We start from the raw sequence: 14,849 nt of genomic DNA on the forward strand, positions 1-14,849 counted from the left end.
GACGCGTGGCGACGCCGCTGCCGCGTACCGAGGCGGCCAGGCCTACGCCTGGTCTCCGTAGACCGTGAAGTGCCAGCCCTTGCGCGCTTCGCCCGACAGGTCCGCCATCACGTGCTTGACGTTGGTGTATTCCTCGAACGCGTAGCGCGACAGGTCCGCGCCGAAGCCCGATTTCTTGACGCCGCCATGCGGCATCTCCGAGGCGAGCGGCAGGTGGTCGTTGATCCAGACCTCACCGAATTCCAGTTCGCGGGAGACGCGCAGCGCGCGCGTGACATCCGAGGTCCAGATGGACGAGGCCAGGCCGTACTCGACCCCGTTCGCCTTCTGGACGATTTCCTCCTCGGTGTCGAATGACATGACGACGACCGCGGGGCCGAAGATCTCCTTCTGCACCACCTCGTCCTCGTGCTTCGCCTTGGCCAGCACGGTCGGCTGGTAGAAGAAGCCGGGGCCGTCGAGCGGCTTGCCTCCCGTCAGGACCTCGACGCCGGCCTTGCGGGCCCGATCCACGAACCCCGCCACGCGCTCGCGCTGCTCCTTCGAGATCAGCGGCCCGATGTCGGTCGTGGGCTTCAGCGGGTCCCCCACCCGGATCTTCTTGACGTGCCCGACGAAGTCGTCGACGAACTGCTTGTACTTCGATTTCTGGACGTAGATCCGCGTCGCCGCCGTGCAGTCCTGCCCCGTGTTGACGAAGCCGGCGACCACCGCCCCCTGCACCGCCGCGTCGAGGTTCGCGTCCTCGAACACGATGAACGGGGCCTTCCCGCCCAGCTCGAGGTGCAGGCGCTTCACGGAAGAGGCCGCCTGCTCCATGATCTTCTTGCCGGTCGCCGTGTCGCCGGTCAGGGAGATCATGTTGACGTCGTCGTGCCGGCACAGGGCGCCGCCGATTTCGGCCCCCGGACCGGTGACCACGTTGAACACCCCCTCCGGAATGCCGACCGCCAGGGCCGCCTTGGCGATCTCGATGGCGGTGAACGGCGTGTTCGACGCCGGCTTCAGGACGACGGTGTTCCCCGCCGCCAGGGCCGGCCCGATCTTCCAGGCGGCCATCAGGTACGGGTAGTTCCAGGGGGCGATCGATCCGATGACGCCGACCGGCTCGCGGCGGATGATGCTGGTGTAGCCGGCCGCGTACTCGCCGGCCGAGGTCCCTTCCAGGACGCGCGCCTGGGCCCCCATGAAGCGGATGTTGTCGTTGGCGAACGGCAGGTCGGAGTTGAGCGACAGCTTCAGCGGCTTGCCGGTCTGGCTGGTCTCCATCTCCCCCAGGCGCTGGACGTCCTTGTCGAGCGCGTCCGCCAGCTTCAGCAGCAGGCCGCTGCGCTCCGCGGGGGTGAGGCGCGACCATTTCCTGTAGGCCTGGCGCGCCGCCTTGACCGCCTTTTCGACGTCCTCGGCCGTCCCCTTCGGCACGCTGCCGGCAGGCTTTTCGCTGGCCGGGTTGATCACGTCCGTCCGCTGCCGCGAAACGGACTCCACTTCCTTGCCGTCGATGATCATCTTGAGATCGGTCATGGCGCGGGCCTCCTTCATTTCACTATGAGAACCGTTGGCGATGGGGATAACTTTACCAGAATCCGGGCCCGATTACCGAATGGTAACCGGCTTGCCGCATCATGTTGGGGGAAATATATTTCCGCCGAGCGTTGACCGGAGGCTTGCGCGTGGCGCGTTGGTCCAGGGCCCTGTTCGCCGGCTTGGCCGCGGCGGTTCTCTGCCTGTGCGGAGTAGCCTGGCTCGCCTCCGCGGAGGACGCGGCCCGGCGCGAGGACCTGGAGCACGAGACCCGTCTGGTCGCCCACCAGTTCTCCACCCGCCTGCGGGGCGCGCTCGAGAAGTGCACGATCGCCCTGGGGCAGATGGCCAGCTTCCTCGAGAACAGCGAGACCGTGACCGACGCCGAGTTCCAGAGCTACAGCTCGGCCACGCTCCGCCAGGTGCCGCTCCTTCTGCGGATCAGCCGCCTGGACGCGGCGCTCAAGGTCCGCGCCGTCGCCCCGCCGGAGCACAACGCGGGGCTCGTCGGCGTGGACAGCCGGACCTTCCCGCCGGCACACGAAGCGGCCCAGCGGGCCAGGGAGTCGAAGGTGCCCGTCTTCTCGTCTCCCATGAAGCTCTTCGACGGTCCGCGCGGCTTCCTGCTCGCGGTGCCGGTCTTCAGGAACGGACGTTTCGAAGGCGAGGTCGTGGGGACCATCAGGAGCTCCAGCTTCATCTCGGCCCTGATCCTCCCCGCCGTCCTCGAGCGCTACGAGGAGATCGTCCTCGGCTCGGGCGTCCACCTGCTGCCCGGGCCCCTGCCCGAGATCCCGCCCCCCTCCGAGAGGCCCACGGTCATCTCCGCCTTCAGCCTGGGGGGGGCCGCGTGGGAGGTGCGCCTCACGCCACGCCTGGACATCGTGAGCGACCGTCTCGGATCCGGCCGCGCGGCGTTCTGGACCATGGGAGCGCTCCTGGCCCTCCTCGCCGGAGGGGCGGTCGGGACGCTCAACTATTTCGCTTCGGGGATGGTCCACCGCGTCCGGACCCAGGACGAGGCGCTGCGCCAGGCCAACCAGCGGCTCGACGGGGCCATGCAGCAGCTCATCCAGGCCGAGAAGCTGACCGCGCTCGGCGAGCTGGTCGCCGGCGTGGCCCACGAGATCAACAACCCTCTTGCCAGCATCATGGGGTACCTGCAGCTCCTCATGGCGCGCGAGCTGCCCTCCGAGGTGAAGCGGCGGATCGAGACCGTCTATTCCGAGGCGGAACGGATGGCCAAGATCGTCAAGAACCTCCTGACGTTCGGCCGCAAGCACCCGCCCGAGAAGAGATACCTCGGCCTGAACGGGATCGTCGAGAAGACCATCGAGCTCAAGGCCTACCCGTTCAAGGTGAACCAGATCCAGGTCGAGGCCGACCTGCAGCCCGGCCTGCCCATGACCATGCTCGATTTCCACCAGATCCAGCAGGTCCTCATCAACCTGCTCAACAACGCCGAGCACGCGATGGCCGAGCAGGGGCGTGGCGGGACGATTCGGTTCACGACGCGCGCGGTCGGCGGCCGCATCGAGCTGCGCCTGACCGACTCCGGGCCCGGAATCCCGATCGAGGCCATGCCGCACATCTTCGAGCCGTTCTTCACGACCAAGAAGGACGGCAAGGGGACCGGGCTGGGGCTGTCGATCTGCTACGGCATCGTCCAGGGGCACGGCGGCGGGATTCGCGTCGAGAGCGAGCCCGGCAAGGGGACGACCTTCGTCCTCGACTTCCCCATCGTCGCGGCCCCGGCCGCCGAGACCGTGGCGTCCGAGATGCGCGGTGCGGGCCAGGCCACGCTGCGCATCCTGATCGTCGACGACGAGCCGGCGGTCTCCGGGTTCCTGCTCGAGCTCCTGACGGCGCGCGGGCACCGGGTGGACACCGCCGCGGACGTGCCGGAGGCGCTGCAAAAGATCGCGCGCGCCGAGCTCGACCTGATCATCTCGGACATGCGACTGCCCCGGGGATCGGGGCGCGACGTCCACCGGGCGGCGGCGCTCAAGGAGCCGGCCCTGGCGTCCCGCATGATCTTCACATCGGGGGACGCGCAGGACGAGGACATCCTCCGCTTCGTGCGCGAAACGGGAGGCCAGATGGTGCCGAAGCCCTGCACCGTCGCGGAGATCGAGCGGGCAATCGGCCGGGCAATGGGCGCCGGGCCGGCTCCCGGGGGCGCCGCCACGCACAGGCCGGCAGCGTCCCGCTAGACCGGTGTCTTGGTCTTCCTCGGCGGGCTGAAGAACGGCAGGTCCACGACCTTCACGCCCGCCTTGTGACGGGTCGCCTCGACGGTCAGCTCCATCTCCAGCCGCGTGCCGGCCGCGGCGTGTTCCGATCCGACGCTCGCCAGGGCGACCATCTTCTTGAGAAGCGGCGACCAGGTCGAGGAGGTCACCTTTCCGACCTGGGACCCGTTGCTGAACAGGGGGACCGCCGTGCGCGAGGCGGTGCTCGGCACCTGGGGCGTCAGCCCGGCAGACTCGAACCGCTTCTCCACCTCGGTCCAATCGACCTCGAGCCCGACGAGCCGGCGCTTCGGGCCGCGCCGATTTTCGTCGGCCAGCGCCGCGCGGCCGATGAAGTGCGGCTTGTCCAGGTGCACCAGCCGCCCCAGGCCGATCTCGTAGGGTGAGTATTTCTGCTCCGGGATGAGCGCCTTCTTGCTGCTGTTGTAGTCGACCTCGATCAGGATGAGCCCCGCCTCGATTCGGGAGACGTCCAGCGCCAGCATCCCCGCGGCGTGGATGTCGAACGGCCGTCCGTGTTCCATCAGCGCGTCCCATACCTTGACCGCCTCGCTCCACGGCATCCAGATCTCGTAGCCCAGGTCCCCCGTGTAGCCGGTGCGCGAGATGTCCACAGAAACGCCGGCGATCGTGCCGCGGGTCACCCGGAAGTACTTGAGGTTCGCGACGTCCGCCTGCGCCACCCTCTTGAGGAGCGCGCCGGACGTCGGGCCCTGCAGCGCCAGGGCCGCCGTCTTCTCCGAGATGTCCTCGATCGTCACGTCCATTCCGAGCGCATTGATCTTCAGCCACCGCAGGCTCGGATCGGCCGCCGTCATGCGGAAGGTGGTCTCCTCGAGGCGCGACACGGTGCCATCGTCGATGACCTTCCCCTGCTCGTCGCACCACGGCGTGTAGATGACCTGCCCGGGCGTCATCTTGGCCACGTCGCGCGTGATCACCCGGTTCAGCAGCTTCGCAGAATCGCGCCCCGAGATCAGGTACTTGAACAGCGGCGAGATGTCGATGAGGGCGCAGGCGTTGCGGATGGCGTTGTACTCGTGCTCGTGGTGCATCTCATACACGCTGACCGCGTAGTAGCCCGACCATTCGCGATAGTTGAGGCTCTCGCAGAGCCGGAAGGTCCTGTCATGAACTGCCGTTCCGATGGGCACGCCGCTACCTCCGTGTTCCGCCGTCCGACCTGCCGCGGGAGGGGCGCATCATAGCGCAGGGGCGGCGCCCGCTGCAACGGCCGTTGCGCGCTGGGAAACGCGAACACGGGGGGGCGGCCGGCGCCCGCCGCGGCGCCGGACCTCAGTCACACGGGACGATCCCCTTGGTGCAGCAGCACATGCCGCAGACGGATTCGACCGCGTCGATGCAACCCTGGTCCCAGTATTCGCCGCAGCAGATTGGATCGACCGCGCAAATGCTGGCGACGCAGGTGGCGTCGAATTCGGGCTCGCACGCAGGATCGAGCGGCCCCCCGACGCGGCAGAGGTTGTGGGCGCACGTCCCCTGGAGCCCTCCCTGACACAACGGGGGATCGACGTGGATCCTGTAGAGGAACGTCCCGCCCTGGACGCGCTGGTTGAAGTTGAGGCCGGAATCCTGGAACACGACGCGCGCCTCGAAGACCGCGCTCGGCGGCGCATCTCCCAGAGGGCAATCGATCTGCATCTTCCCGGGGATGGCGTCGGGCTGGCCATCGGGGATCAGATCGATGCGGAGTCCGACTTGTCCTCCGAAGCCGTAGGAGACAAAGGACAGGAATTCGACCGCGAGCCATCTCCCTCGACGCACCTCGTTGCCCGTGGCGTCTTTGTGCACGAAGGTCCCGCCGCCATGGGCCACCTTCGGCCAGATCGTGAAGGCTCCATCGCCCCGGATCTCCAGCCGGTCGCCATTGTCGGCGGCCATGATGACCGGATCGAAGTTCGGGAAGAGCGAGAGCAGGCCGACGAAGAACTCGTACGTCTCACCCAGAAAAGGATTGCCGCCTCCCGGGCTGGGGGGAGGCTTTCTCTGAGCCAGCGCGACGCTCGACACCAGCAACGCTGACAGCAGCACGACCAACGGGAGGAGTTTGCGCATGGTGCACCTCCTGGTTCGTGGCGGAAGTCTTGGTTGGATTCTATATACCGCGATCCTCTCCCTCCTGCAATACCAGTGGATACCCGCGGATGCACGCCGGTGGATCCCCTTCCCGGCCTGAGAGGACGGGAGGCTCGCGAAGGGCGACGGGGGGTCCGGGACAGGCTCCCGGGCGGGGTGTTGCGGCCCGTGAAATGGGGCCGGCGCCCGTGTTTTTCACTCTTGCGCCAAGAGCGCGCGGCTCGTAGAATGAGCGCCTCATTTCACATGACGCGGCTCCGGTTCACGGGCTGAGAAGGGGTGCGATGGCGACCAAGTACGACGCGATCATCGTCGGGGGCGGGCACAACGGGCTGGTGAACGCCGCCTACCTGGCGCGCGCCGGCAAGAAGGTCCTGGTCCTCGAGCGCCGCCACGTCCTGGGCGGCGCCGCGGTGACCGAGGAGATCTTCCCCGGATTCAAGTTCTCGGTCTGCTCCTACGTCGTCTCGCTGCTGCGCCCGGAGATCATCCGCGAGCTCGACCTGCCGCGCCACGGCCTGGAGATCCTGCCGCTCGACGGCACGATGACGCCGATGCCGAGCGGCGACTACCTGTGGCGCGTCAACGACCACGCCAAGACGATGCGCGAGATCAGGCGCCACTCGCGCGCCGACGCCGACGCCTACGAAGAGTTCGGCAAGGCGATGGTGGCGATGTGCCGCTTCGTCAAGCCGATCCTGAGCATGACGCCGCCCGACCCGACGACGCTCAACCCGCGCGACCTGATGAAGCTTCTGTTCCTCGGCCGCCGCTTCCAGGGGCTGTCCAGCGAGGACAAGTACAACCAGATCCAGCTCATGACGATGAGCGCCATCGATTTCCTGGACCAGTGGTTCGAGACCGACGTCCTCAAGGCGACGATGTCGGCCTCGGGGATCATCGGCACGTTCCTCGGGGTGCGCTCGCCCGGCACCGCCTACGTCCTTCTGCACCACTACATGGGGGAGATCGACGGGGCGTTCCGCTCCTGGGGCTTCGCGCGGGGCGGCACCGGGGCCATCTCGAACGCCATCGCCATGGCGGCGCGCGAGGCGGGGGTGGAGATCCGCACGAAGGCCCCCATCGAGAAGATCCTGGTCAAGCACGGCAAGGCGATGGGGGTCGTCCTGCAGAACGGCGACGAGATCCTGGCCGACGTCGTGTCCTCGAGCGTCGATCCGAACCGCACGTTCCTGAAGATGATCGACGCCAAGGATCTGCCGTCCGATTTCATCGACGAGGTGAAGCGCTACAAGTTCCGCGGCTCGAGCGGCAAGGTCAACCTGGCGCTCGACGGCCTGCCCGATTTCACCTGCATCCCGGGTCCCGGGGCCCATCTCAGAGGGGCCATCTCGATCTCGCCGAGCGTCGAGTACATGGAGCGGGCGTATGACGAAGCGAAGTACGGCGCCTATTCCAGCCGCCCGTACATCGACATGGTCATCCCGTCCCTGACCGATCCGTCGGTGGCGCCGCCGGGAAAGCACATCCTCTCCTGCTTCGTGCAGTACGCCCCGTTCAAGCTGAAGGAGGGGCCCGAGGCGTGGGAGGGAAAGCGCGAGCAGTTCGGCGACACGGTCGTCGACACCATCGCGCAGTACGCCCCGAACATCAAGAAGATCATCGTCGGCCGCCAGGTCGTGACGCCCCTGGACCTCGACCGCGAGTTCGGCCTGACCGAGGGGAACATCTTCCAGGGGGAGCTGTCGCTCGAGCAGCTCTTCTTCCTGCGCCCCATCCCCGGCTGGGCGAAGTACCGGACGCCGATCAAGAACCTCTACATGTGCGGCTCGGCGACCCACCCGGGCGGCGGCATCATGGGGGCGAACGGGCGGATCGCCGCCATGGAAATCCTGAAGGACTGGGGAGGGACGCCCTAGCCCATGGCCGCGAAGCGCGACGTCGTCATCATCGGTGGCGGGCACAACGGGCTGGTGACCGCCTTCTATCTCGCCCGCGCGGGCAAGAAGCCGCTCGTCCTCGAGAGGCGCCCGGTCGTCGGCGGCGCCGCCATCACCGACGAGTTCCATCCGGGATTCAAGGTGCCGACGCTGGCCCACACGCTCGGGCCGCTGCGCCCCGACGTGGCGCGCGACATGGCCCTCGAGCGCCACGGACTGCAGATCATCCGTCCCGAGGTGCGCGTCTTCGCCCCCCATCCCGACGGCCGCGCTCTCTTCCTGTACGACGACGCCGAGCGCTCGGCGAAGTCGATCGCGACCTTTTCGGCGAAGGATGCCGCGAAGTACGCCGAGTTCCAGGGGACGCTCGGCCGCATCGGCAAGGTGATGGCCAAGGTGCTCGAGATGCCCCCGCCTTCGCTCGACCATCCCTCGAAGGGGGACCTCTGGAGCCTGCTCAAGGTCGGCAAGGGCCTGCGGGGTCTCGGAAAAAAGGAGATGTACCACGTCCTGCGCTGGGGCCCGATGGCGGTCGCCGACCTGGTGGCCGAGTTCTTCGAGACCGAGCTCCTGCGCGCCGTCGTCGCCGCGCGCGGCGTCTTCGGCGCCTTCCTCGGCCCCTGGTCGGCCGGGACATCCGTCATGCTCCTGATGCGCGCCGCCGGCGACGGCAACCCCGCCGGCCCGACGCTCTTCCCGAAGGGGGGCATGGGGGCCGTCACCCAGGCGATGGCCGCCGCCGCCAAGCAGGCCGGCGCCGAGATCAAGACCGGCGCCGAGGTCCGCCAGATCACCGTCAGGGACGGCCGCGCCACGGGCGTCGTCCTCGCCTCCGGCGAGACGATCGACGCCGGCGCCGTCATCTCCAACGCCGACCCGCGCCGCACGCTCCTCGGCCTCGTCGACCCGGTCCACCTCGGCCCCGAGTTCGTCGTCCGGCTGCGCAACTACCGCTGCTACGGCACCGTCGCCAAGGTGAACCTCGCGCTGTCCGGCCTGCCGGAGTTCACCTCGCTGAAGCGCCCGCCCGCGGGCAGTCCCGCCGGCAACACCGCCCTCTCCGGCCGGATCCACATCGGCCCGGAAATCGACTACCTCGAGCGCGCCTTCGACGACTCCAAGTACGGCGACTTCTCGAAGAACCCGTACCTCGACGTCGCCATCCCGTCGATTGCCGACCCGACCCTCGCCCCGGCCGGCAAGCACGTCATGTCGATCTACATGCAGTTCGCCCCCTTCAAGCTGAAGACCGGCGACTGGGACTCGCGCGCCGAAGCCCTCGGCGACACGGTCGTGAACACCCTCTCCCAGTACGCACCCAACTTGAAGAGCCTCATCCTCCAGGGCCAGGTGATCACGCCCAAGGGTCTCGAGTCGAACTACTCCCTCACCAGCGGCCACATCTTCCACGGCGAGCTGGCGCTGGATCAGATCTTCACCATGCGTCCGCTGCTCGACTGGGCCCGCTACCGGACGCCCATCCAGTCCCTCTATCTCTGTGGGTCCGGCACGCACCCGGGAACCGGGCTCACCGGTGGCTCGGGCGCGAATGCGGCGCGCGAGATCCTCAAGGAATTAAGGTAAGGGTCTCGCCCCCGCCTGCGGGTGCCATCGACCCGCTGGCGACCGCCTGAACAACGCCGCGGTTCATACCCCGCCCTTTCTGGGCCGAGGACGCTTGTCCCCCTCGCCCACCGGGGCGTATATTCAACGGCAAGGGGCATTCACGAGACTCACGTGAGCAACCCATCACCTGGATTGGTCGTCGTCCGGCTGGCAGTTTCGCGACCTTTATTGGATCATGCCGACCGGCGCTCGCTGCATAGCACAATAGGAGCAGCCGTCCCGCTATGTTTATCGGGTTATACAGAACGATCCAATTGGCGTTGGGCCGACATGGGGTAGGAAACGGTGCCTGATCAGAAGCAAGATGCGCTCGACCGCTTCCTCGAGATGCTACGCCGAGGTGATCCTACGTGCTGGGTCTCTGGTGTGATCACCGTCAGGAACATAGGCAAGCCGGTTGCCGGGGTTGATGTGCGTGCCGAACCGGTGCCAGAAGAAGGCGCACTCGAGTGGGTAGTAGTATCAGATGGCCGTGGAAGGTACCGTCTGCCGATAGAGATTCCCGGGGTTCGAAGGGTCCGTTTCGACGGATACGGCACCAGCCTTAAGTGCGACGTCTTGATTGCGCGCGGCGAAACCCTAACTCACGACCTCGAGTTGGCACCGCTCCCGTCCGACCCTCCATATGATTGGCTTGAGGGTGAGTTCGTTGGAGAATTCACACGGGGCTTCGAGATGGAGTGTTTCGTGCCCGATTCGCAGCAGACGCTCGATTCAGCAGGCAAGACACGTGTCATTTCCAGCGCGTGGGTGGAATTTTCCACGCCCGAGTTGGATAAAGACTTCACCTGGGGGCGCTACCGCGTCCGATGGGTTGGAACGATCGCAGGCCCGGGGCGGTTCGGTCATCTCTTAGGCAGCGTTTATCTCATGACGGTCGACCAGGTCGCCAGCCAGGTGCCGCTCGGGCTGGGTTACCCCTCGAGGTTCGGCGGCCCAACAACCGGCTGAAGCTGGCGGCGCGCGGGAGGCCCGTGGCGGAGTGAGTGGCTGAGCACGCGCGCCGCAGCTTAGCCGGGGCGTTAGGCGCCACGAGGATCGAATGTCATTAAGCCTCCGAACACCGCTCGGTCTCGTTGTGGCAGCTATCGCCGTCCTGGCCGCAAGCTGTTCCTCGAGCTACAAGCCCGGCCTGGGTGAGCTGATGAACTTCACGCAGATCCGGCACGCCAAGTTGTGGTTCGCCGGCCAGAATCGAAACTGGCAGCTTGCTCTGTACGAACTGGACGAACTGCAAGAAGGGTTTGACGATGTGGTACGGTTCCACGCGTCGCACAAAGACTCGCCGATCCCCTTGTCGCTCTTGGTGCCGAAGATCATGGGCCAGCCCATGAGTGATTTGCGCGATACCATCACGGCGCACGACGAGCAGGCGTTCGGCGTCGCCTACGACGCGCTTACGGCTGGCTGCAATTCGTGTCACCAGGCAGCCAACTTTGGTTTCAATGTGGTGAAGCGACCCTCAGGCGCCTCATGGTTCAGCAATCAAGCATTCACGGGTGGCCACGAGTGATGAAGTCTCGGCCATGCGGCGTGGCGCCTAACAACCGGCTTGGCCGGAGCGTTAGATTGACTGAGGTCACGTCGACGGAGTTCGACAAGTGAGGCCACTCATGATCTACCGTTTGCGTACGAATGTAGTCGGCGGCATTCTTTCAGCGCTGCTTATACTGTCTAGTTCTCCGTTGGCCGACATCGTCGGTCCCGCAGAACCGCCTCCAGACTTTCCGCCACTTGTCCTGTCGGCTCAGATCCCGATATATCCAGCAGTCCTCCTGAAGGCACGTTTCGATGGTGAAGTGCGCGTTCGCATCACGACTGATGGCGACCAGGCGGAGGCAGTTACACTTGAGAGTGGGCCGCAGATTTTCCTGCAAACAGTAAAAGATAACATCCGAACGTGGCGGTTCGAGCCGCATAGACCAACCACTTTCGTGGCAGTTTTTCGGTACAGGCTGTTGCCAGACTCGCTGTGTTACGACGAAGCTCCGACCATAGTGCTCCATCTCCCAACCGAAGTGGAAGTCACTTCCAGAGGGCGTGCAATCTGTGAAGACCTGAGTATGTCACGCAAATGAGGCGAGCCGAAATGGACGGCAATCTAACTACCCGCTGCACCTGACGGCGCGTGCGGGGGCGTTGGGAGTTCCAGTTGGCGCGCCGCGGCTGGGCGGGAGCGTTAGCTGCACTAGAGAGGAAGTGCACCATGAAGCATTCACTCATCGCCATCGCGGCACTGGCGGGCCTGGCTTACGGGTGCCAATCCGGCATGAACGACTCGGTGCTGCTCAAAACACCGACGATCGAATCGAGGACCATCACGACAGCTGAGCTGCCTTCGGAATTGCTGGACGGGGGAATCGCTGTGACCCGGGCGTGGCAACCGCTCGACGATCGGTGTTTGGACCCTCTCGGTCCAACTTTCACCCTTGAGTTGGCGGCTGCCGACCCAGCTGTTCAAGACCAAGGATTTGAGCTTGGGGTTGGCTGGCTGTTGTGTGCCATGACGTTGACGGAATACACAGTATCTCCGGGCGGCAGCTGACATCAGTTGCAGGCGACGGCGCGCGGGTTGGGAGGTGTTGGGCCGGCACGTTGGGCGTTCGCCTCCCGAGCCTGAACCGGAGCGTGAGGCGCCACTGACACTACGGGGGCAGAGTCATGAAACGATCGACCTGCAGAAGCCACGGCAATGTCAGAAAGATCACAGTGAACCCCCGGGGCGTGCTGCTCGCCATTGTGGTTGCCATCAGTCCTGGTTTGGACGCCTGGGCGGGGCTCGACGAGGGTATGGCGGCCTATCAACGTGGCGACTACCAAACCGCCCTGCGCGAATTGCAGCCGCTCGCTGAGCGCGGCGTGTTTGAGGCACAGTTTGTCTTGGGGGTCATGTACGGTGACGGCCAAGGCGTCGCGAAGAACTCTTCAGAAAGTCTCAAATGGCTCCGGCGGGCCGCTGACCAAGGCTACGCCGATGCTCAGGTTGCCTTGGGCAGCAGATACTCCCTCGGATGGGAGGGGGTCCCAGAGGACGATGCGGAAGCGGTGAAATGGTACCGGCGTGCCGCTGAGCAAGGCAACTCAGTTGCTCAGCACAACCTTGGCAGCATGTACTCTGTCGGCCGTGGCGTTGCCCAGGATTACGTTCTTGCGTACATGTGGTGGAGCCTGTACGCGAACAGTCTGCCAGCAGGTGAGGTGCGGGATCGAGCGGTGAGCAAGGGGGACCGCATTCTGCCCCGAATGACCAAGGATCAGATCGCCAAAGCCAAGGACCTGGCAAGGAAGTTCGTGCCGCGGCAAGAGCGCGCTGCTTTCCCACTTCCTGGCGCGACGCCTTCAATCTCCGCGGCCGCGGCGAACAAGATCGTACCTCCCGGGGGGACCATCGACGGCAAGACGATAGCTGAGTTCGCGGCCGAATGGTGGAAATGGTCGCAGTCGGTACCTGAGGACCAGGATCCCGTCGATGATGAGACCGGCCGCCACTGCGCTGTCGGGCAACGGGGACCGATCTGGTTCCTCGCCGGCGGATATGATTCTTCAAAAAAGCAAAGAGCGTGCGAGGTCCCGTCCGGCAAGTACATCTTCTTCCCGGTGATCAACAAACTGGCCTGGCCTCGCGATCGGGACCGGCACTTCTCGTGCGACGACGCGAAACGGAAGGCCGCCATCGCCGATGAGCGGACGGTGGAACTGTTCGTCGTGATCGATGGCTCGGCCCTGGACGATGTGAAGCGCTTCCGCGCTAGCAGTGACAAGTGTTTCAACATGCAGGAGTGGATTGCACCCGGACGAGGCACCCACGACGCGTACCCCTCCGCAACGGACGGGTACTGGATCATGCTGGAGCCGATGTCCGAGGGGCAGCATTCGATCGCGTTTGGCGGGCGGCGAAGTGGAGAGACGATTCAGGATATCCGGTACCAGCTCACGATCAAGTAACGTTGAGAGGGCCGCGCTCCCGGTGTTTGTTGCGTCTTGTCGCGCAGAGGCTGCGCACGTGCGCCACAGCTTGGCCGGGCGTTGGACCGGAGCGTTAGACGGAGCTGTAGGCATCGACTCACTGCAGGCGCTCACCCTTGCACTCCGGAAGGCGCGTGACATGCGCCCGCCGCACCATCGCCGGAGCGTCGGACGCTTTCCTGGGACCATGATGACTTTCATCGTGCTGCTGATGCTTGCGGCTTCGCGACCCGCCACAGCCGAGCTGCAACCTTCAAGAATCGCCCGGATTCTGAGCGGGGCCTACCAACAAATCGGCGCGACGCTTTACTACGATGGGAGCTACCGTTCCATCTCCTTTCCCGGAGGCGATGTGCCGATCGAGCGAGGTGTCTGCACGGACGTCATTGTTCGAGCCTATCGCCAGGCAGGCATCGACCTTCAGCTTCTCGTCCATCAAGACATGTCACGTGCCTTCGGGTCCTATCCACGCCTGTGGGGTCTCTCCCAGCCGGATCCGAACATCGACCACCGTCGCGTTCCCAACCTCGCCACGTTTTTCAGGCGGAACGGTCAGACAGTCTCAGTATCCTACCGGCCTCAGGACTATCGCGCCGGCGATCTCGTCACATGGCGCCTTGCTTCAGGCGTCCCCCACATTGGGATCATCTCGGACCGCTTGCAGGACGGGAACCCCCTCGTTGTGCACAACATCGGAGCCGGCGTCCAGGTCGAGGACGTGCTGTTTTCCTACGAAATCACGGGGCACTATCGCTATGATCCGTGATGCGTATGACAACCGGCTGAAGCTGGTGGCGCATGGGAGCTTGGGGGCGGAAGCGCCGCGGCGCACGCGCGAAAATCTGACGCAGGCCCGTCAGGTATTCCAGGGCCTGGCTACTCGGTACCGAGGCGAGTACGACGGGTGGGAAGCTCCAGTTGAACCGTGACTGCGGAGCCGTGCAACCGGCAAGACAACTCCTTGTGACGACCCTCAGCCTGTGCGTGTCGCTGGGTGCATGCCAGCATGCGATCGCTGTAGACCTCGCTGATTTCAAGAGCGACGGCTGCAGCATGTTTCCCGATGGCAATTACTCCAGCTGTTGCTACCTTCACGATGTCGCCTATTGGCCCGGCGGCACCGCGGAAGCGCGGGAGCTTGCGGACAAATCGCTTCGAGCTTGCATCCTGGGGATCACGCACAACGAAGTCTTGGCCGAAACGATGTACAAGGGAGTGCGTGTGGGAGGAGGCCCGGAGTTTCCCACTCATTACCGATGGGGTTATGGGTGGCCCTTTCCCTATCGCAAGAGATACGCCCCGCTGACATCCGAGGAGCAGGAGCAGGTCGCCGAGAAGACGCGGACCCTTTGCAAGACCATCCGCCTGAATCCTTCCACGGGAGGGGTTGTGGTGTTGATGGGCGGCGACGACCGGGAGATCAGTGTCAATCAAGCGAGACAAATCTGCCACAATCTATGAGCGGCATGACGTCGCGCGAAAC

Annotated in this window: 12 protein-coding genes; 9 read left to right on the top strand and 3 right to left on the bottom strand. The window is 65.3% G+C overall.

Going from position 1 to position 14,849, the window contains the following annotated elements; genetic code table 11:
- Nucleotides 1-42: 42 nt before the first annotated feature.
- Entirely contained in the window at nt 43-1,524 is a 1,482-nt protein-coding gene (locus VGV60_04960) for an aminobutyraldehyde dehydrogenase (protein ID HEV8700604.1), read from the bottom strand.
- A 149-nt stretch (nt 1,525-1,673) separates the two neighbouring features.
- Here VGV60_04960 and VGV60_04965 point away from each other — a divergent pair, with 149 nt between their 5' ends.
- A complete protein-coding gene (locus VGV60_04965; protein HEV8700605.1) occupies nt 1,674-3,737 on the top strand; it encodes an ATP-binding protein in 2,064 nt (687 codons plus the stop codon).
- On the opposite strand, the gene VGV60_04970 is transcribed toward VGV60_04965, so the two are convergent.
- Nucleotides 3,734-4,930 (bottom strand): aminomethyltransferase family protein, encoded by a 1,197-nt coding sequence (locus VGV60_04970; GenBank protein HEV8700606.1) that lies wholly within the window; start codon nt 4,928-4,930, stop codon nt 3,734-3,736. The two genes, VGV60_04965 and VGV60_04970, sit on opposite strands and share 4 nt — an antisense overlap.
- 142 nt (nt 4,931-5,072) lie before the next feature.
- A complete protein-coding gene (locus VGV60_04975; protein HEV8700607.1) occupies nt 5,073-5,852 on the bottom strand; it encodes a hypothetical protein in 780 nt (259 codons plus the stop codon).
- 305 nt (nt 5,853-6,157) lie between these two features.
- On the opposite strand from VGV60_04975, the gene VGV60_04980 reads away from it, so the two are divergent.
- The 8 genes from VGV60_04980 (at nt 6,158) to VGV60_05015 (ending at nt 14,827) form a co-directional block, all read left to right on the top strand.
- Entirely contained in the window at nt 6,158-7,753 is a 1,596-nt protein-coding gene (locus VGV60_04980; protein HEV8700608.1) for an NAD(P)/FAD-dependent oxidoreductase, read from the top strand.
- Nucleotides 7,754-7,756: 3 nt separating this feature from the next.
- Nucleotides 7,757-9,358, top strand: coding sequence for an NAD(P)/FAD-dependent oxidoreductase (locus VGV60_04985; protein HEV8700609.1), 1,602 nt, complete (start codon nt 7,757-7,759; stop codon nt 9,356-9,358).
- 327 nt (nt 9,359-9,685) lie between these two features.
- Nucleotides 9,686-10,351, top strand: a complete 666-nt coding sequence (locus tag VGV60_04990) for a carboxypeptidase-like regulatory domain-containing protein (GenBank protein HEV8700610.1) — start codon at nt 9,686-9,688, stop codon at nt 10,349-10,351.
- Between the two features lie 193 nt (nt 10,352-10,544).
- Nucleotides 10,545-10,913, top strand: coding sequence for a hypothetical protein (locus VGV60_04995; GenBank protein ID HEV8700611.1), 369 nt, complete (start codon nt 10,545-10,547; stop codon nt 10,911-10,913).
- Nucleotides 10,914-11,606: 693 nt separating this feature from the next.
- On the top strand, nt 11,607-11,945 hold the full coding sequence (locus VGV60_05000; GenBank protein ID HEV8700612.1) for a hypothetical protein: 339 nt from the start codon (nt 11,607-11,609) through the stop codon (nt 11,943-11,945).
- 116 nt (nt 11,946-12,061) lie between these two features.
- Nucleotides 12,062-13,345, top strand: a complete 1,284-nt coding sequence (locus VGV60_05005) for a tetratricopeptide repeat protein (protein ID HEV8700613.1) — start codon at nt 12,062-12,064, stop codon at nt 13,343-13,345.
- Nucleotides 13,346-13,505: 160 nt separating this feature from the next.
- Nucleotides 13,506-14,132, top strand: coding sequence for a DUF1287 domain-containing protein (locus VGV60_05010; protein ID HEV8700614.1), 627 nt, complete (start codon nt 13,506-13,508; stop codon nt 14,130-14,132).
- A gap of 197 nt (nt 14,133-14,329) precedes the next feature.
- Nucleotides 14,330-14,827 carry a hypothetical protein gene (locus VGV60_05015; GenBank protein HEV8700615.1) on the top strand — a complete coding sequence of 166 codons (498 nt, stop codon included), beginning with the start codon at nt 14,330-14,332 and terminating at the stop codon, nt 14,825-14,827.
- Nucleotides 14,828-14,849 lie beyond the last annotated feature (22 nt).

It is taken from the genome of Candidatus Polarisedimenticolia bacterium (assembly GCA_036001465.1).
GTDB lineage: Bacteria > Acidobacteriota > Polarisedimenticolia > Gp22-AA2 > Gp22-AA2 > Gp22-AA3.